Source organism: Pedobacter sp. 01N310 (assembly GCF_056399805.1).
In genome coordinates this window covers 98,219-116,196 of sequence record NZ_JBFTSB010000006.1, presented here as the reverse complement: position 1 = coordinate 116,196, position 17,978 = coordinate 98,219, and the positions used below count along the sequence as shown (strand labels likewise).

Here is a 17,978-nt window from a genome sequence, read left to right as displayed (position 1 = left end):
AATAAATTTAGTCTGCAAATATAAAAGCAATATAGTTGCATTTAAAATAATCAGAACTATATTTGCAACATAATTGCATTAACATGATAAAGAAATTACCTGTAACCGTATTGAGCGGTTTCTTGGGCAGTGGTAAAACGACACTGCTCAATGCTATATTGAGGAATAAGCAAGATTTAAAAGTGGCCGTTATTGTGAACGATATGAGCGAGGTAAATATCGATGCCGCTATGGTTAAAGATCAGCATGCCTTATCTAAAACCGATGAAAAACTGGTAGAGATGAGCAACGGCTGCATCTGCTGTACCCTGCGGGAAGACCTGATGATCGAAGTGGAAAAACTGGCAAAAGAAAACCGCTTTGATTATCTTTTGATCGAAAGCACGGGAATATCTGAACCCATTCCTGTTGCACAAACATTTTCTTTTATTGATGAAGCTTCGGGTATTGACCTGAGCAGATTTAGCCAGTTAGATACAATGGTAACTGTTGTAGATGCTTATAATTTTTACAGGGATTTTGGTTCGGCAGATAAACTTGCTGACCGCAACATGGTTGATAATGTGGCTGATAAACGCACTATTGTAAACCTACTTACCGACCAGATTGAATTTGCCAATGTAATTTTATTGAACAAGACCGATCTGGTAAGTGATACCGATATTAAGGTCCTCAGGGCACTAATTTCCAAACTGAACCCAAACGCCAAGATTTATCAGACGCTTTTTGGAGAAATAGATCCTGCCTTAATTTTAAACACCAGACTGTTCGATTTTGAATCCGCATCTGAAGGAGCAGGATGGAAAAAAGAATTAGAAGAAATCCATCAGCCCGAAACCGAAGAATATGGAATAAGTTCTACCGTGTTCCGTTCTAAAAAGCCTTTTCACCCTGAAAGATTATGGAATTACATCAATAAGGAATTTCCGCAGAATATTATCCGATCAAAAGGTATATTCTATCTTGCTGCCATGCCAGAGCAAGCAATTAATTTTTCGCAGGCAGGCGGTTCCTTACGCATCGACCCTGCAGGGGTTTGGTGGGCAAGCATGCAGCAGCATGAACGTGAACAATACGTGGACTACCTGGAAAACAGAACTGAAATTGATGCAGATTGGGATAATGATTTTGGAGACCGTAAAAATGAACTTGTTTTTATTGGACAGGAAATGAACAACGATGAGTTAAAAAAATCGCTAGAATATTGTCTTTTAACTGATACAGAAGTTAAAAATTACAAAACAAAAAACACCTTTAAGAACCCTTTCGAGCGTGTTTTACCTTAAAATGAAATAATAGTCGATGAAATGAACAAAATGGTAGTTTTTCGGTGCTATTCTTAGGTTTTATTTTGCGTAAATTTGATTTACCCAACCAAACTTACGCTTATTATGGAACCCACAGAAGAATTAACTTTAGTTAAAACCCGCTTATCTTGTCCGAAGTGTAAAAATTTCGAAACCTACAGGGTACCCAGGGGTTTTCTCTTTAAAACGCTTATGCCATGGATTTCAGTTAAGAGGTACAAATGTTATAAGTGTTTTAATAAGTTTTACGTATTTAATTAGCATCTATAAGTTAGCATCTCATTTAAGCCACGGAAGTGGCTTTTTTTGTTTCAGGATGAAATGTTCTGCTAAAAGCAGATCGCATTATTTAAGCGCGGTATGCTGCAGTTTTTTAAACACATATTCCTTATAACTTGCACCAATGGGCAATTCTTTTGTGCCAATTTCAATGTCGTAAGCGGTAAAAGCGGTTATTTTTTTCAGGTTAACTATAAAGGAGCGGTGTATACGCAAAAAAGCCTTGTCCTGGAGCTCAGTTTCCAAATCGCCGATCTTATATTTCGCTGTGATTTTTTTATCCGTACAATGAATTACTATGTAATCTTTTAAACTCTCCACGTACAATACCTCTTCCTTATTCAGGTTATGGAACTTACCTCCCGCTTTTATGTAAATAGATTGCTGCGCGGTAAGGGGTGAAAACACCTCAGATTTAACGTTTGGGCGCCTTAATCTTAAATAACGGTCTACAGCTTTAAAAAAACGGTCGAAAGTAATGGGTTTTAGCAGATAATCGATCAGATCGAGGTCGTAACCTTCTATTGCATATTCGCGATAAGCCGTTGTGATAATTACGGCAGGTGGATTTTTTAAGGTTTTAAGAAAATCAATCCCGGTAATCTGGGGCATTTTAATATCCAGGAACATCAGATCAACGGGCACAGTTCTGAGCATCTCTAATGCTTTGATTGCATTTGAGCAGGTACCCACAACCTCAAAAGTATCTAGCTGGTCAATGTGATTTTGTATCAACTGAATGGCCAGGGGCTCATCATCAACTAAAAGACACCTTACTTTCATAGATCTTATCTTTTTTACTTGTATTGTTTTTTAGGTTTATATGTAGTAAAACTACAAAGATATTATCGTGGGTAGTAATGCTCAAATCGTATTGTTTAGGATAAAGCAGCTGAAGCTGTTTGGTTATGTTATTTATCCCGATCCTATTTTCTTCTTTCTGCCTTCCCGGCATAAAACTGTTTGAAACCATAAAACGGAAACGGTTTTCGTTCAGTTTTAAATCTATATTGATTACAGGCAGGCCAATATCTTCGCCAGCACCATGTTTAAAAGCATTTTCGACCAGGGAGAGCAAAATTAAAGGAGCAATAGTGGCATCATCGTCTATCTTATGTGTAAAATTGACCGCTAAACGGCCACCATACCTTAGTTTTTCGAGTTCTATGTAATTTTCAATCAGCGTAATTTCTGCTGATAAAGGAACATACATACTGTTACACCTGTACAGTACATGATCGAGTATTTCAGATAAACCTGCAATTGATTTTGAAGTAATTGGAGAGTTAACCAATGAAAGCGAGTAAATATTGTTCAGTGTATTGAAAAGAAAATGTGGGTTTAATTGTGCCTTCAAGGCCTTTAACTCTGTTTCGGCCCGTTCCTTTTCTAAAGAGAGTTTATGTTGTTGTATAACATATTGTTCTTTGATTAATTTAATAAAGGCAAAAATCCAGGCGGCAGAAAACGTTAACGGAAAGTAGTGTGTAATAAGCTTGGGTACGTCCATTGCGATTTCAAGGATAGTCTCCTGGCCAAATGGTGGTGTTCTTAAGAAAGGTTCGAGCACATGCACCACCACTATTCTCGAACAAACACAGATGATATAACTTCCTACCAGAAAGTAAATGGCAACCACATAATAGGTTTTGGCCGTAATTAACCTTGGAATGATCAGGTAGGTTAAAAAATAGGAAGCAATAATGGTGAAGGAAATGTAGTAGGCATGCCGGATCAGGATTTTATGAAAATCATTGTATTCATCAATATCATAGCGGTTAAGAAACACAATAGAGGTAACCAGCCAAAAAATTATATGGCTAAGAAACCGGTGTGTGGAACTGAACTTGGCTATCCTCTCAATTAATGGCATCAACACAAATATACAATTCTTACCTATCCGAATTTGCACCGTCGACGAACACAACAAAAATGCATACGGATACATCCAAATGGATGCTGAAATGAGTTAAGGTCCAAAATACCTCTTTTTGGATGCCATACTTACCTATACGCCTTCAAACGGGTTTTTGCTTTGTGCTAACATCCATATTGCAGGAAATTTAAAACAAACCATGAACCAGATTAAGCGATTGTGTTTCCTACTCCTTTTATTATCAGCCCTGAAAAGCGTTGCGCAAACCGAAGTTAAACTTACCGGAAGGGTTATAGATGAAAAAACCTTAAAACCGCTCGAAAACGCGGGCGTCAAACTTTTATCGGTAGCTGATCAAAAAATTATAAAAAGCACAGTTACAGATAGCAAAGGTGAATTTACACTCCTCACCCAACCGGGCAGGTTTCACATTAAAATCGAATTTGTTGCCTATAAAACACAACTGCTCGAAAACAGAGAAATAACCCAGAACCTTAAACTTGGAGACATTATCCTGAAAGAAGATGTTCAGTTGTTGAAATCGGTCGATGTAACAGCAGAAAAAACTACGGTAGAATTAAGTTTAGACAAAAAAGTATTTAACGTAGGTAAAGATCTAATTTCAAAAGGTGGCTCTGCCAATGATATTTTAAACAATGTGCCTTCCGTAAATGTAGATGCCAATGGCGCCATAAGTTTACGTGGAAATGGAAGTGTACAGGTACTCATCAACGGCAAGCCATCTATGCTGACCAATAACAATGGTTTAGAGCAGATACCCGCCAGCAATATCGAAAAGGTGGAGGTAATTACCAATCCATCTTCGAGGTACGAAGCCCAGGGCGGAGGGGGTATTATCAACATCGTATTAAAAAAGAATACTTTGAGTGGCTTTAACGGCTCAGTGCAGGTAGGTGTAGGCGATCCGGCAAATTACAACGGCAATTTAAATCTGAGCTATAAAACCGAAAAAATCAACCTTTTTAGTAACATCGGTTATCGGTACCGGAACCTCTATGGATCGGAGCAACGATACCAAAGCGTGTTAAACAATGGGATACAGACTATACTAAAACAAAATAACGAGCAGGGAAGAAATGATGATCTTTACAATGTGTACCTCGGAATGGACTATTACATCAATTCCAAAAACACCTTAACCGGAAGTTTTTATCATGATTTGCTGGTGAATAAAGATACCACCAATTACCTGTACAATTATTATAATAAAAACAATATACTCGATAGTACAATTAACCGTTTCGAGAATTACAGAGAGCCACAAAAATACAATCAGCTCGAACTGAATTATGTAAAAACCTTTGATAACAAGGATCAAAAGTGGAATACGAGTTTACAATATGTTTTTTGGAATGATGATGAAAACCAGGACATCACCCAGCAAAAAACTTTCCCAGTTTTAACGAACACAAGCCGTTTAACATCAAGAGATATTGAAAGCAGCGATGCGATATTTATTCAAAGTGACTTTGTAGGCACTTTCTCTGGCGATTCAAAATTCGAAGCCGGGGTAAGGGCGAATATCAGGTCCATCCGAAGTGACTATTGGGCCAAAGCGGACGATGTACTGCTCCCAGCCTATGACAATAAGCTCAAGTACAATGAGAACATTTATGGTGCTTATTTTCAGTATGAGAACAAATTCAAAAAGTTTAACTACCTGCTGGGTTTAAGGGCTGAACTGTCGGATATCGGTATTTCAGACCGACAGGGCTCCTTCCAGGCTTTAAAAGATTATATCGATCTATTCCCTACCGCAAATATCACCTATAAGCTGCAAAAGAGTACCGATCTGCGTTTAAGCTATAGCAGACGTATAAACAGGCCACAGTTCTGGCAGTTAAATCCGTTTTCAGGCTTATCGGATACCAGAAACTTAACAGTGGGCAACCCCGATCTAAACCCCATGTACACCAATTCGTTCGAACTGGGCATCCTGCAAAGATGGGGGAAACTCACTTTCAACCCATCGCTTTATTATAAACATGCTACCAATTACTTCGAATTTATACTCAAGCAATCTGTTAATGGTTTTGTAAACACTCCTGTTAACCTGGATTACGAAGACCGTTATGGGCTAGAAATTTCAACTACCTACAACCCGCTATCCTGGTGGCGGTTATCGTGGGATTTTAACTATTACGCTTTTAAGCAACAGGGTACCTTTGAGAATAAAGAATATGGATCCGAAGACCATACCTGGTTTACCCGCATCAACTCGCGGATGAAGTTTCCGAAGAGTTTTTCCATAGAATACAGTTTTAACTACAGGGCCAAAAACACCGATATTCAATCGGTCAATAAAGCGCAGTATCGTGCTAATATCGCCCTCAGTAAAGACCTGTTTAAAGATAAAGTTTCAGTTACCTTAGCGGTAAACAACATTTTCGATTCGTTTATCGATAAGCAGATTACCACAACAGCTACCTATTATTTAGAATCGAGTTTTAAGGGTATCGGAAGATTAACCACCGCAACATTGGTTTACCGCTTTAACCGCAAGAAGGATGAAAAGGACAGGTTGCCAGATCAGGAGTAGGTATAGAAAGCATGGAGCAGATTAAATTGCAATCAATTTATCTCCTGTCGAGTAACATCGTTAAAAATTTCGTGCATTTTATTTTTGGTATCGATTGCCCTTTGAGTATTGAGCACGCAAAAAATAAGTGCAAAGGGAAAAATCATATAATTAATACCTAAAAACATTCCAACCATAGCAAAAATCATCAAAATTGGCCCAAATATGGATACCGAAAACAGAAATTTTAGACTTTGCCTTTTGCTGGTCTCGATGATTTCGAAACTTCCGCTATTCACCCTATCCCAAAAGTAATATGTAGAAACAAGTTGGTCATTACTTCTTTCTTTAAACAGGATCTTTTCATGAGCCCCTTCAACTACTTCATAATCCAGCGCTTCCAACTCCTGGGTTATTCGATCGAATAAAACCTGATGCGGAAGATCAACTTCCCGTTCAATTTTAAATTCGAGTCCAATGAATAGATCTTTTATTATCAGTTTCATTGGGCTCGAAATATTATTCGGCGATTAAAAGGAAGTAATTTTTCTTTCCTTTTTGTACCACGACGAATTTATCGTTTATCAGATGATCTGCATTAAAGACTTGGGCCATTTCAGCTACCTTTTCTTTATTTACCGAAACACCTCCACCCTGAATGGTTTTTTTAGCCTCTCCCTTAGATGGAAAAACAGTAGCCTTTTCTGCAAGTAAGGTAGCCGCATCGATCCCCTCTGTTAGTTCAGATTTAGAAATGTTAAACTGTGGAATGCCCTCAAACATTTCTAACACCTGGCTTTCTGACAAACTCTTCAAAAATTCTAACGATCCGTTACCGAATAAAAACTCAGATGTTTTAATAGCAGTTTCCAAAGCTTCCTCCGAGTGGGTTTTTATGGTGATGTCTTGAGCTAAAGCTTTTTGCAGGATACGCAGATGCGGAGCGGCATCATGCTCCTTTTCCAAGGCTTCTATTTCATCTTTATTTTTAAGGGTAAAAATGCGGATCCATTTTTTCACATCATCATCTGATGCATTTAACCAAAATTGGTAGAATTTATATGGAGAAGTTTTCTCTGGATCCAGCCAAACCGCACCACTTTCGGTTTTACCAAATTTAGTTCCATCTGCCTTTTTAATCAACTGTGTAGTAATGGCATAAGCTGTACCAGCATCTTTTCTTCTGATCAGCTCCGTACCGGTAACAATATTGCCCCATTGATCAGATCCGCCCATCTGTACCAAACAGTTTTCATTTTTCCATAAATGATAAAAATCGTAACCCTGAATCAACTGGTAACAGAACTCGGTAAAAGATAGGCCAGAATCACCTTCCAAACGTCTTTTAACACTATCCTTTGCCATCATGTAGTTCACGGTAATGTGTTTACCTACATCCCTGATAAAGGTAAAAAGATTCATATCCTTAAACCAATCGGCATTGTTAACCATTACAGCGCCATTTCCACCTTCTTCAAATTTTAAGAATTTAGATAATTGCTTTTTCATCCCTTTCAGGTTATGCTCAATCATTTCAGGTGTCTGAAGATTACGTTCATCAGATTTTCCCGATGGATCGCCTACCATACCTGTAGCACCACCAACCAAAGCAAACGGTTTGTGACCAGCATTTTGAAAATGAATCAGTGTCATGATCTGCGTTAAGTGTCCAACGTGCAACGAATCTGCAGTAGGGTCGAAACCGATATAACCAGAAGTCATACCCTCGTTTAACTTTTCCTCAGTATTCGGCATAATATCATGCAACATGCCACGCCATCTTAACTCTTCAACAAAATTCGTCATTGTACAAACACTTTAATAATGTGCGTGCAAAGATAAAATTTTAGCTTAGTTTAAAGCAAATTAGTTGGTTTTGTAAATGAGTTATCGCAATTGCGCTTTGCAGCCCCGTAACCTTACCAATATTTTACCATTGGCTCTTTACAACCATATAAGAAAACATTACCTTGCAAAATGAACTTTTTATCCCATTATTATTTCGACCGGACAAATAATGATGCCAATGTGGTAATGGGAACGGTTTTGCCAGATCTGATTAAAAATGCTGCAAAAGAGGCAAATCTATACCCACAGAAGAATGAATTCCTGTTTAAAGGAAATCCTGATGAAGAAAACCTGCTTTTTGGCTGGAAAAGACATTTAGCGGTCGACCTGCTTTTTCATTCCTCTAATTTTTTCCTTGAGAAAACCACCGAGCTTAAGCAGCTCATTAAGCCCATTGTAGAAAATACTGCAGTCCGCCCCTCATTCCTCGCACACATTGGCTTAGAACTTTTATTGGATCATTTATTGGTAACACATAATCTGGTTCAGGTAAATCATTTTTATGATAAACTCGAAGCGGTAAAAAAAGAATCCTTGAGCGATTTTCTGGAGCACTGTAACCTGAAAGATCCGGAGGTATTTTTCAATTTTCTAGAAAAGTTCATCAGCAGTAAATACCTGTTGAGTTACCAAAAACTCGAAAATATCAGTTATGCCCTTAACAGGATCTGTATGCGTTTGTGGCCGGAAACGTTAAATGAAAAGCAGTTGCAGCAGCTGACTTTTGAACTTGGGATTTTTAAAACCGTTCTGGAAAAAGATTACATGGATATTTTTAAAGAGATTGAGAAAAAACTGGTTTGATTATTTTGATATATTTGGGCAAAAACCAAATAACTAAATGAAAATTAAACTAATTCTCTCCCTATTAATCATCGTTTTGCAGTTCAACACCTTCGCTCAACAGCAGATTAATGTTATCAAAAAACCAACCTGGAACATCCGAGCCTCTTATGATAGCAGGTACGGTACAAAAGTAGATTTATCCGGTAACGCCATCGCCATGATTGTTGACGTACCTAAAGCTGACTTTGCAGTGGTTACCGTTGATGATAAGCTCAGTCAGAAATGGCTTACAACACTTACTGGTTTTCCAATGGCAATTGGAAAATTTAAAAGCAACATTATGGTTGTTGCCTCCACAGACCGTAGCTACTTTAAAAGTTTTACCAATCAATTTATCGCTTATCTGTTGGAAGAAAAGACTGGCAAAATACTTTCTCAAAAGATAATTTATGATGGAAGTAAGGATTTTGTGGAAACACCAGAATTCTTTTTTTCTGAGGATGGCGCTTATTTTAAGATGGCGACAAGGCTAACAGCATTAAAACGCAAGGTGCATATAGGCTTACCGGTGGTTGGTTTTTTAACTGCCCTTAAAATGGATAAGGATTTTAATGAATCTCAGAGCTACACCGTAATCGATTTTAATGATAAGCTGGAACAAATACAAAAAATGGAACCCGACATGCCGGATGGAGATACCTGGAAGGCATCTTGTGGCGATGATGGCAGTTTTATTATCAGTACGGTAGATGCTTCGAAGGGAAAATGTAACGTTGCAATTTATTTGAGCAGTAACCCCAGCCCACTTAAAACCGTGAGCATTCCTTTGGATGCTTTTAACCAGGATGAAATATCGTCGATAAGTTTTGCAAGTAGTAAAAAGCCCCTGGTAAATTACATTGGCATATTCTACAAAAATACGAACAAAGAACGCTCTACGTTAATTGCAAGAATCGATTTCAATAACGGTACCTATACCTCAACAAAGGAAGTTTTTGATAAAGCCCATGTTAAAGAACTGCAAAAGTCTTTTGTACCGGCCAACAAAAAATTCAACGATCTGACTTTCTCAGATATTAAATACATGAATATCAGACATATTGCAGAATACAACAATACGCTTCTCGTTACTATTTCCCCAAGGTTCTCTGTTACGAGCAGCCATGGTTCTATTACATCTGAGGGATCACTTCTGATGAATGCCTATGATGTTCAAATGAAACCACTTTATCATCAATTCTTGCCCCGTGATTATACAAGTAGTATCGCGGGAGAGGGATCAGAGGTTTCCTTCAACCTGGCAGAGAAAACCCTTCGAATCTTAGCTAACCAAAAAGATGGTCTTACTGCAGTTGCTACCGTATATGCTGAAATGAACCTGGAATCAGGTACAATAAACAAAATCAATCTGATATCTAAGGACGACATCAAAAATTCTTATTATGCCAATACCGAGTCCATCAGCTGGCTAAATGGTAGTTTTATTATTCCATTCGTTGAGCGTATGGGCATTTTTAGCAAGAAAGTAGATTTACAGCTTTTACAACTAAAATATTAATCACTCTGCTCCTTTTTCTATATTTGTCTTATGTCGCTAACTGCAATAAAAGAAGAAATGGATGCCCTGGTGGCCGAATTAAACCAGCACAATTATAACTATTATGTGTTGGCTATGCCTACTATTGGCGATTATGAGTTTGATAAAAAATTAAAGCACCTCGCCGAACTCGAAAAAGCAAATCCTGATTTTGCCGATCCAAATTCGCCTACGCAGCGTGTTGGTGGAGATATTACCAAAAATTTCATTACCGTAAACCACAAATACCCCATGTTATCGTTGGGGAATACCTACAATGAGCAGGATCTCCGCGATTTTGATGAACGTATCCGTAAAGCGATTGGCGATAATTTTGAATACGTTTGCGAATTAAAATTTGATGGCCTATCCATTAGCCTTACTTATGAAAACGGCAAACTTTTACGTGCAGTTACCCGCGGCGACGGCACCAAAGGTGATGATGTAACCAATAACGTAAAAACCATTCATACCATCCCACACCAGATCAAATCGGCGATTGCGCCCGAACATTTCGAAATCCGTGGGGAAATTTTTATGCACAAAGCGGCCTTTTTACGCTTAAATGCTGCCCGTGAAGAACTTGGTGAAATCCCTTATGCAAACCCTAGAAATTTTGCTTCGGGCACTATAAAAATGCAGGATAGCAAAGAAGTGGCCAAACGGCCCTTAGATGGTTTTATTTATTTCTTATACACCGATAAAAATGAATTTAAAACCCATTGGGAAAGTTTAAATGCCGTAAAAGATTGGGGTTTCCATGTTTGCGAACATAACCGACTAGTTTCTAACATCGATGCAGTACTGGAATTTATCCACCATTGGGAAAACGAGCGTTTTAAACTAAGTTATGATATCGATGGTATTGTAATTAAGGTGAACAGTTATGCACAACAGCAAGAATTGGGTTTCACCTCCAAATCTCCACGTTGGGCCATTTCATACAAATACAAAGCAGCAGAGGTTGAAACTGTATTAGAAAAAGTAACCTATCAGGTAGGGAGAACAGGTGCAGTTACGCCGGTTGCCAATTTAAAACCTGTTTTATTGGCCGGCACCACGGTTAAACGCGCTACATTGCATAATGCAAACGAAATAGATCGTTTAGATTTACATGAAGGCGATACCGTTTATGTAGAAAAAGGTGGTGAGATTATTCCAAAAATTATCAAGGTAAATTTAGATAAGCGATTGCCTGGCGCTACAAAGGTTCAATATTTACACAACTGCCCCGAATGTGGAACAGAATTAATCAGAAGAGAAGGAGAAGCAGTTCATTATTGCCTTAACGATGAGGGTTGCCCGCCGCAGATTGTTGGAAAAATTCAGCATTTCATTTCACGCAAGGCCATGAACATTGATGGGCTCGGTGATGAAACTATTGAAACCTTTTATAAGCATGGCCTTGTAAGGCACATCAGCGATTTATATACCCTGTACCAAAAATCAGATCAACTGAAAACCTTAGACCGTTTCGGAGAACGATCGATCGAGAACATGCTTGCAGGAATTGAAAAGTCGAAGGAAATGCCTTTTGAGAAAGTACTTTTTGGCTTGGGTATCCGATATGTTGGTGAAACAGTTGCAAAGAAAACTGCCGCTGGCGTAAAGAATATCGACAACCTTTCTAAAGCTACTGTAGAGGAATTAATTGCCATTGATGAGATCGGCCAGCGAATTGCAGAGAGTATTGTTGAGTATTTTGGAAAATCTGAGCATTTACAGCAGGTAGAATTATTAAAATTAGCCGGATTACAGTTTGAAATTGAAGAAAAAGTAATTACGCTTGATAGTGATAGACTTATTGGAAAAACATTCGTAATTTCGGGCGTTTTTGAAAAATTTAGTCGCGATGAACTAAAAGATATGATTGAGGCTAATGGAGGCAAGATGCTGAGTGGTATTTCGGGCAAATTGAATTACCTGGTAGCAGGCGACAATATGGGTCCATCGAAATTAGAAAAAGCGAATAAACTAAACGTTCCGATCATCAGCGATGCCGAACTTTTAGAGATGATAAAATAAAATGAGAGAGTGATTGAATTAGTGAATGATAGAATGTCCAAGGCATTCATTCAATCTCTCATTCAAAATTCAATAATTATAAATTAAAATGAACAAATTTCAGGGTACTGGGGTAGCATTAGTTACACCTTTCAACACAGATGGATCAGTTGATTATAACGGCTTAAAAAACCTGATTAATCATTTGGTAGACGGAGGGATAGATTACCTCGTTTCTTTAGGTACAACCGGCGAAACCGCTACAATGACCAAGGACGAGAAGAAGAAGGTGTGGGCCTATACTGCTGAAATTAATAACAATAGATTACCGCTAGTTGCCGGCATAGGTGGCAATAACACTTTGGCCGTTGCTGAAGATATTAAATCTTTCGATGCTAACGGATACAGCGCCATTTTATCGGTTAGTCCATATTACAATAAACCTACGCAGGAAGGAATTTATCAGCACTATAAATACTTAGCAGAAATTTCTCCTTTAGATTTGATTTTATACAACGTACCTGGCCGTACCGGAAGCAACATGAGCCCGGAAACTACCTGCAGACTGGCGTATGATTTTAAAAACATCATCGCGACCAAAGAAGCTTCAGGAAGTTTTGATCAGTTTAACCAGATTATGAGAGATAAACCTGCAGATTTTCTTTTAATCTCTGGTGATGACCCGGTTACCTTGCCAATGATCGCTTTAGGTGCAGCAGGGATTATTTCTGTAATCGGGAATGCTTTACCTAAGCAATTTTCTGATATGGTGAAACTTTGTTTAGCTGGCGATTATAAAGCGGCCTTGCCTGCTCATTTAAGCTTAATAGAATTTACCCGTTTGGCTTTTGCCGAGGGCAATCCGGCAGGAATAAAGGCGGCATTAAAACATTTAGGTGTTTGTGGCGATACAGTAAGGTTGCCATTGGTTAAAGCTTCTGTAGCGTTAGAAAAATCGATTATTGCAGAGATAGAAAAACTAAGCGAGGTGGCTTAAACACTACCCCAATTAATATTTTTAGAACAGATTGTTTGATTTTGCTGAAAAGTAAATGAAGACAATCTGTTTTTTTGTGTGTAAATAAAAAATTACGCAAATAAATCAACTGACAATCAACAACTTAAAAAAAAATTAAAAAACTATAACGCTACAAAAGTTTCAGGTGTATTAAAGGCACCATTATTGAATTGGCTTCGATACACACAAATTAAACACACAATGAAAAATGTATTATGTATTGCCATGTTGGCCGTAATGGTCAGCGGCTGCGCCTTACGCGCTAAGCTGAGCAGTGAATCATCCAATATCCATGTTGGAATGAACGAAAATGATTTTAAAGATTCTCATCGCCGGGCCACTTTAGTTTACCTGGCCAATGATTCGACAATCTACGAAGTTTTTAAAGGTTCGGGAGAAAGATCAACGTTTTCTGATTTCTATTATTTTGCACAAAAAAAACTATACAAATTTGAGCAAAAAACGCATTACTTCAATAACACAACCGTGAAAATAGAAGAATCAAAAGCTAATCAGAAATAAGGGAGATAACCATGAAAAAAATATTGTTAATTGCTTTTGTGGCAGTAATGGCCATGGGGTGCAAAAGCAGGTCGTATGTTGAATCTTCAATAGTAATTGGGATGCCCGAAAATGATTTTAAAAAGGCTAATCGTTCCGCAGAACTGATGTTGGCCAATGATGATGGCACAAATGTTTACCGCATGACCTCAAACTCATTTATCCCAAAACCCGAACCTTTTACTTTCTTTTATTTTTATCAGGGTAAACTTACGCGCTTCGTGAAGTCAGACCGTTTAGATGACTATAAATTTATCCATTAGGTAAAAAGAGAGATTGAATACAATATAGATTTGTCATCCTGAGCTTGTCGAAGGACTTGTTTAATGGTGTTTCGACAGGCTCAACATGACAGAATCTGAAGAGAAATTGTCTTTATAATACAAGCACTTTTTTTAAGATGCTAAGCAATCAATTTATTTCTTCTTTCCATCAGCAGGTTATCCTGCCAAACGCCTTTTGCCTTTCCTATTTTTTCGCGATAGCCCACTACCCTGAACCCCGCTTTTTCATAGATTTTCAATATGGCCGAATTTTGCAAAAATATCCCGGCCTGAAGCATCCAAATACCTTTATTTTCACTCTCTTTAACAAGTGCGTCTAACAGTAAAGAGCCTATTCCCTGGCCTTTATAGCCATGTTTAACATACACTTCTGTCTCACCTACCCTACCAACATCATAATTCGCCGACACTGGCAAAAGCGCGCTCCAACCTATAATTCCTTTACCTTTACAGGCCACAAACCTACAAGCCTTAAGGTGTGACGAATCCCAGTTTTCCCAGGAAATATCAGGGGTCCTAAAACTCGCAGTACCAGTATCGATTCCTTCCTGATAAATGGCACTAACCTCACCCCAGTCTGCTGCACGCATTATTCTTATCATAGTTTTAATCAATTTTGGCCAATATCAGCCTATGAAATCTAACAGTTTATGTTTGTTGCACGAAATTAGCCAAACATGCACCTTATAGCACATAATACAGAAGCAAGTTTGTCCTGTATTATAAATCAACACAACTATACAATAAAAAGTACCTTAAGAGTGCCTTTCTGTAACAGAAACGTTAAGCTGAAGTTTTTTCTTGATCGAGGGTTTTCGAATATTCAACAGGACTCATTCCTACCAGTTTTTTAAAGGAGCTATAAAAAGCACTCCGTGAAGAAAAACCTGCGCTGTAAGCGAGTGCCTCTAGCGTAAAGTTCTGCATGATATCAGGGTTCCGGATGCTTCCTTTAATCCAATTTACACGATATTGATTGATATAATCAATAAAGCTCTTATTGAAATAGCTGTTTAAGACAATAGAAAGTTTATGACTGCTTAAACCAATCTCTTTAGAAAGAGATTGAAGCCTGACATCTTTATGCCTGAATGATTGATGTTTATTGATATGCAATTCTAATTTTTGTCCCCACTCTTCCAATTCCTTATTTTTATCTTTCCCTGAAAAATTTTTCTTGATGGATAAAAGTGTTGAAGCTTTAACATTTAGCAGCGAGGCAACCAGCTCTAATGGCAAGCGGTCTAAATAGCCTGGATTCGTTTTGGCAAAATACAGATACCTTTCTTTTGCGTTTCCTACCCGTATAATGTGCGCTCTTTGCTGCGCATCTTTATAATATTTTTCTAAAACAACCCTGAAAATATAATTCAGTTCGAAATGATGTGAAAAAAGACGGTTGAGTTCATCATTACGCATGGCCAGCAAATGGGTATCTTCAACGGCCACTACATACTCCTGCGAATAACCCGACCCATGAAGACCTGATATGGAACTAACAAAATCATTTTCAACTGAAATGTAGGTTGTTATTTTTTGCTTGTTGTGCGTAGTACAACCCATTAAGGCCCCTTTAACGATAAAATATATGTATTCACACACTTCATTCTCATTAAAAAGTATCTGGTCTTTGCTTATTCTTAGCTGCAGGAGGTGCTTTTCGAACTCCTCAGTCAATTTACTATCTATTGGATGAACAGCGCCCATGATATTCAGGACATGACTGACATCTTCACTAGCTGGCCGAGTATATTGCAAATATTTTGACACCATAAACAGTTAATAACGTTAGCATTTGACACCCAAAGTTACCTTACTCTGGTACCAAATAAATATCATATAATTTAGCACATAAATTCAGTGTTTAATTGTTCTCCTTGCATTTAAACAGTTTACTAATATATCGGCAAAGGTTGCAATACCAACCCTTCAGGGCAATATCTGATCACTTATAAAGGAACACAAGCGCTAAAGTATGAAAGCTAAGGAAACTTAAGGATGAAGGATAATTTGTCTTATATATTTTACAGTAATAAAAATATTTGACAGATTGATTAAAAATAATGAATGGTTATAACAAAAAAAGCCTCTAATGAGGCTTTTTTTGTTATAATATTTAGATCGCTTAAGCTTTGTTTTTAGTTTCCTGAACTTCTAAACGGATGGCCTGAGCTAAATTTTTCAAATCCTGCATACCTTTACGTATACGGGTTCCAGCTGCGCTGTTACCTTTATTATAAAATTTGTCTGCATCAGCTTCTAAAGCCGCCACTAAACTTTTTACTTCTTCGAATTTTTTCATTTTTAATTACTCCTATGGTTCTTTAAGGTTTTAGTTTTAATTATCTTACTCTAATTTAAAGGGTTTGGTGAAATAAAAAAATTTTTAGAACAATAAAAAACAGCCCTCTACGCCATTTTTTTCCACATTCTATTCTTTTATAAACATATTCTCCACAAAAGAATTACATCAAGTAACTGAAATACAGATTTTTACAGAAACAATTTCAACAAAAAAGCCCTTTAAACGCATTTAAAGGGCTTTGTAAAATTTATATAGACCTTAAACGGTAGCGAAAAGATTCTCTTTATAATATCCGTTTTCTAATTTTTCAGCTACTTCACTAAAAGCATCTAAAGTACGTTGTACATCTTCTAGTGTATGAACAGCTGTAGGAATTAAACGGAGTTCGATCATACCTTTTGGAATTACCGGATAAACAACGATTGAGCAAAAGATGCTATAGTTCTCGCGTAAATCGTAAGTAATTGCAGTAGCATCAGAAAGTTCGCCTTTTAAGAAAACCGGTGTAACTACCGAATCGGTAACACCTAAATCGAATCCGCGCTCACGTAATCCTTTTTGCAGGGTCATTGCAATTTCCCAAAGTTTATCCTTCAGCTCAGGTTGGCTTTTTAGCAACTCTAAGCGTTTTAACAAACCGATTACCATTGGCATTGGTAATGCCTTGGCAAAAGTCTGAGAACGCATGTTATACCTTAAAAAATTAGTGATCTGTTCTGTTGAAGCAACAAAAGCACCAATACCTGCCATAGATTTGGCGAAGGTTCCAAAATAAACATCGATTCCATCAATACAGTCTTGTGCTTCGTGTGTACCTGCACCGGTTTTACCCATTGTACCGAAACCATGTGCATCATCAACCAGGATACGGAAGTTGAAATCTTTTTTAAGATCAACAATTTCCTTCAATTTACCCTGAGCTCCGCTCATTCCAAAAACACCTTCGGTAATTAAAAGAATACCACCACCAGTTTCTTCAACCAGTTTGGTAGCACGCTCTAACTGCTTACGGGCACTTTCAATATCATTATGTTTGTAAACAAATCGTTTACCCATGTGCAAACGTAATCCATCTACAATACAGGCATGCGATTCTGCATCATACACCACAACATCATTCCTGTCAACCAGAGTATCGATAATAGATACCATACCCTGATAACCGTAGTTTAATAAAAATGCATCTGGTTTGCCCACAAACGCTGCAAGTTCTTGCTCCAGCTGTTCATGATAGCTTGAATTACCGCTCATCATACGGGCACCCATAGGGTAAGCCATACCAAATTTTGCCGCAGCTTCTTCATCTGCCTTTCTAACTTCCGGGTGATTGGCTAAGCCTAAGTAGTTGTTTAAACTCCAAACCAAATGCTCTTTTCCACGAAACTGCATGTGAGGTGCAATTTCTCCCTCTAATTTTGGAAATGAGAAATACCCATGAGACCATTTCTGGTGTTGCCCTAGTGGCCCCATGTGCTTTGCTATCTTATCAAATATATCCAATGTATTATGTGTTTTTTATAATAAAATTTTGCGAATTTAAGCTTTATTCGTCTTAAAATCAACCTAATGATCTTTTAGGTGTTAATTAAGATTTT

16 protein-coding genes are annotated in these 17,978 nt (G+C 37.8%); 8 read left to right on the top strand and 8 right to left on the bottom strand.

Annotated features, from left to right (window positions below; genetic code table 11):
- The first annotated feature begins 83 nt into the window (after positions 1-83).
- On the top strand, positions 84-1,286 hold the full coding sequence (locus tag AC1DNH_RS14145) for a GTP-binding protein (RefSeq protein ID WP_477582136.1): 1,203 nt from the start codon (positions 84-86) through the stop codon (positions 1,284-1,286).
- 366 nt (positions 1,287-1,652) lie between these two features.
- On the opposite strand, the gene AC1DNH_RS14140 is transcribed toward AC1DNH_RS14145, so the two are convergent.
- Both AC1DNH_RS14140 and AC1DNH_RS14135 read right to left on the bottom strand, forming a co-directional pair.
- Positions 1,653-2,369 (bottom strand): LytR/AlgR family response regulator transcription factor, encoded by a 717-nt coding sequence (locus tag AC1DNH_RS14140; RefSeq protein ID WP_477607686.1) that lies wholly within the window; start codon positions 2,367-2,369, stop codon positions 1,653-1,655.
- Positions 2,344-3,459, bottom strand: a complete 1,116-nt coding sequence (locus AC1DNH_RS14135) for a sensor histidine kinase (RefSeq protein ID WP_477581245.1) — start codon at positions 3,457-3,459, stop codon at positions 2,344-2,346. Before AC1DNH_RS14135 ends, AC1DNH_RS14140 begins: the two co-directional genes overlap by 26 nt.
- Before the next feature lie 118 nt (positions 3,460-3,577).
- On the opposite strand from AC1DNH_RS14135, the gene AC1DNH_RS14130 reads away from it, so the two are divergent.
- Positions 3,578-6,022: a TonB-dependent receptor gene (locus AC1DNH_RS14130; RefSeq protein ID WP_477607688.1), complete on the top strand. Its 2,445-nt coding sequence runs from the start codon at positions 3,578-3,580 to the stop codon at positions 6,020-6,022.
- A gap of 32 nt (positions 6,023-6,054) precedes the next feature.
- On the opposite strand, the gene AC1DNH_RS14125 is transcribed toward AC1DNH_RS14130, so the two are convergent.
- Both AC1DNH_RS14125 and tyrS read right to left on the bottom strand, forming a co-directional pair.
- Positions 6,055-6,507, bottom strand: a complete 453-nt coding sequence (locus AC1DNH_RS14125; protein ID WP_477581249.1) for a hypothetical protein — start codon at positions 6,505-6,507, stop codon at positions 6,055-6,057.
- Positions 6,508-6,520: 13 nt separating this feature from the next.
- Complete coding sequence (tyrS, locus tag AC1DNH_RS14120) at positions 6,521-7,807, bottom strand: tyrosine--tRNA ligase (protein ID WP_477581250.1); 1,287 nt, start codon at positions 7,805-7,807, stop codon at positions 6,521-6,523.
- A 171-nt stretch (positions 7,808-7,978) separates the two neighbouring features.
- On the opposite strand from tyrS, the gene AC1DNH_RS14115 reads away from it, so the two are divergent.
- The 6 genes from AC1DNH_RS14115 to AC1DNH_RS14090 all read left to right on the top strand — a co-directional run bounded on the left by AC1DNH_RS14115 (position 7,979) and on the right by AC1DNH_RS14090 (position 14,057).
- Positions 7,979-8,653, top strand: a complete 675-nt coding sequence (locus AC1DNH_RS14115) for an ACP phosphodiesterase (protein WP_477581252.1) — start codon at positions 7,979-7,981, stop codon at positions 8,651-8,653.
- A 37-nt stretch (positions 8,654-8,690) separates the two neighbouring features.
- Positions 8,691-10,193 (top strand): hypothetical protein, encoded by a 1,503-nt coding sequence (locus AC1DNH_RS14110; RefSeq protein ID WP_477607690.1) that lies wholly within the window; start codon positions 8,691-8,693, stop codon positions 10,191-10,193.
- Between the two features lie 30 nt (positions 10,194-10,223).
- Entirely contained in the window at positions 10,224-12,236 is a 2,013-nt protein-coding gene (gene ligA, locus AC1DNH_RS14105; protein WP_477607692.1) for an NAD-dependent DNA ligase LigA, read from the top strand.
- An 88-nt stretch (positions 12,237-12,324) separates the two neighbouring features.
- Entirely contained in the window at positions 12,325-13,212 is an 888-nt protein-coding gene (dapA, locus tag AC1DNH_RS14100; RefSeq protein ID WP_477581257.1) for a 4-hydroxy-tetrahydrodipicolinate synthase, read from the top strand.
- Between the two features lie 222 nt (positions 13,213-13,434).
- Positions 13,435-13,755: a hypothetical protein gene (locus AC1DNH_RS14095; RefSeq protein WP_477581259.1), complete on the top strand. Its 321-nt coding sequence runs from the start codon at positions 13,435-13,437 to the stop codon at positions 13,753-13,755.
- A gap of 11 nt (positions 13,756-13,766) precedes the next feature.
- Positions 13,767-14,057 (top strand): hypothetical protein, encoded by a 291-nt coding sequence (locus AC1DNH_RS14090; protein ID WP_477607694.1) that lies wholly within the window; start codon positions 13,767-13,769, stop codon positions 14,055-14,057.
- Between the two features lie 140 nt (positions 14,058-14,197).
- Here AC1DNH_RS14090 and AC1DNH_RS14085 read toward each other — a convergent pair whose 3' ends face one another.
- The 4 genes from AC1DNH_RS14085 to AC1DNH_RS14070 all read right to left on the bottom strand — a co-directional run bounded on the left by AC1DNH_RS14085 (position 14,198) and on the right by AC1DNH_RS14070 (position 17,883).
- A complete protein-coding gene (locus tag AC1DNH_RS14085) occupies positions 14,198-14,680 on the bottom strand; it encodes an N-acetyltransferase family protein (RefSeq protein ID WP_477584682.1) in 483 nt (160 codons plus the stop codon).
- A 181-nt stretch (positions 14,681-14,861) separates the two neighbouring features.
- Positions 14,862-15,785, bottom strand: a complete 924-nt coding sequence (locus tag AC1DNH_RS14080) for a helix-turn-helix domain-containing protein (protein WP_477625456.1) — start codon at positions 15,783-15,785, stop codon at positions 14,862-14,864.
- Positions 15,786-16,203: 418 nt separating this feature from the next.
- Positions 16,204-16,380 (bottom strand): hypothetical protein, encoded by a 177-nt coding sequence (locus AC1DNH_RS14075; RefSeq protein ID WP_029278061.1) that lies wholly within the window; start codon positions 16,378-16,380, stop codon positions 16,204-16,206.
- 261 nt (positions 16,381-16,641) lie between these two features.
- Positions 16,642-17,883 (bottom strand): aminotransferase class I/II-fold pyridoxal phosphate-dependent enzyme, encoded by a 1,242-nt coding sequence (locus AC1DNH_RS14070; RefSeq protein ID WP_477625455.1) that lies wholly within the window; start codon positions 17,881-17,883, stop codon positions 16,642-16,644.
- Positions 17,884-17,978: the final 95 nt, after the last annotated feature.

Bases quoted from the DNA above. Each gene is read 5' to 3' on its own strand.
- AC1DNH_RS14145 (WP_477582136.1), top strand. From the start codon at position 84: ATGATAAAGAAATTACCTGTAACCGTATTGAGCGGTTTCTTGGGCAGT.
- AC1DNH_RS14140 (WP_477607686.1), bottom strand. From the start codon at position 2,369: ATGAAAGTAAGGTGTCTTTTAGTTGATGATGAGCCCCTGGCCATTCAG.
- AC1DNH_RS14135 (WP_477581245.1), bottom strand. From the start codon at position 3,459: ATGCCATTAATTGAGAGGATAGCCAAGTTCAGTTCCACACACCGGTTT.
- AC1DNH_RS14125 (WP_477581249.1), bottom strand. From the start codon at position 6,507: ATGAAACTGATAATAAAAGATCTATTCATTGGACTCGAATTTAAAATT.
- tyrS (WP_477581250.1), bottom strand. From the start codon at position 7,807: ATGACGAATTTTGTTGAAGAGTTAAGATGGCGTGGCATGTTGCATGAT.
- AC1DNH_RS14115 (WP_477581252.1), top strand. From the start codon at position 7,979: ATGAACTTTTTATCCCATTATTATTTCGACCGGACAAATAATGATGCC.
- AC1DNH_RS14110 (WP_477607690.1), top strand. From the start codon at position 8,691: ATGAAAATTAAACTAATTCTCTCCCTATTAATCATCGTTTTGCAGTTC.
- ligA (WP_477607692.1), top strand. From the start codon at position 10,224: ATGTCGCTAACTGCAATAAAAGAAGAAATGGATGCCCTGGTGGCCGAA.
- dapA (WP_477581257.1), top strand. From the start codon at position 12,325: ATGAACAAATTTCAGGGTACTGGGGTAGCATTAGTTACACCTTTCAAC.
- AC1DNH_RS14095 (WP_477581259.1), top strand. From the start codon at position 13,435: ATGAAAAATGTATTATGTATTGCCATGTTGGCCGTAATGGTCAGCGGC.
- AC1DNH_RS14090 (WP_477607694.1), top strand. From the start codon at position 13,767: ATGAAAAAAATATTGTTAATTGCTTTTGTGGCAGTAATGGCCATGGGG.
- AC1DNH_RS14085 (WP_477584682.1), bottom strand. From the start codon at position 14,680: ATGATAAGAATAATGCGTGCAGCAGACTGGGGTGAGGTTAGTGCCATT.
- AC1DNH_RS14080 (WP_477625456.1), bottom strand. From the start codon at position 15,785: ATGGGCGCTGTTCATCCAATAGATAGTAAATTGACTGAGGAGTTCGAA.
- AC1DNH_RS14075 (WP_029278061.1), bottom strand. From the start codon at position 16,380: ATGAAAAAATTCGAAGAAGTAAAAAGTTTAGTGGCGGCTTTAGAAGCT.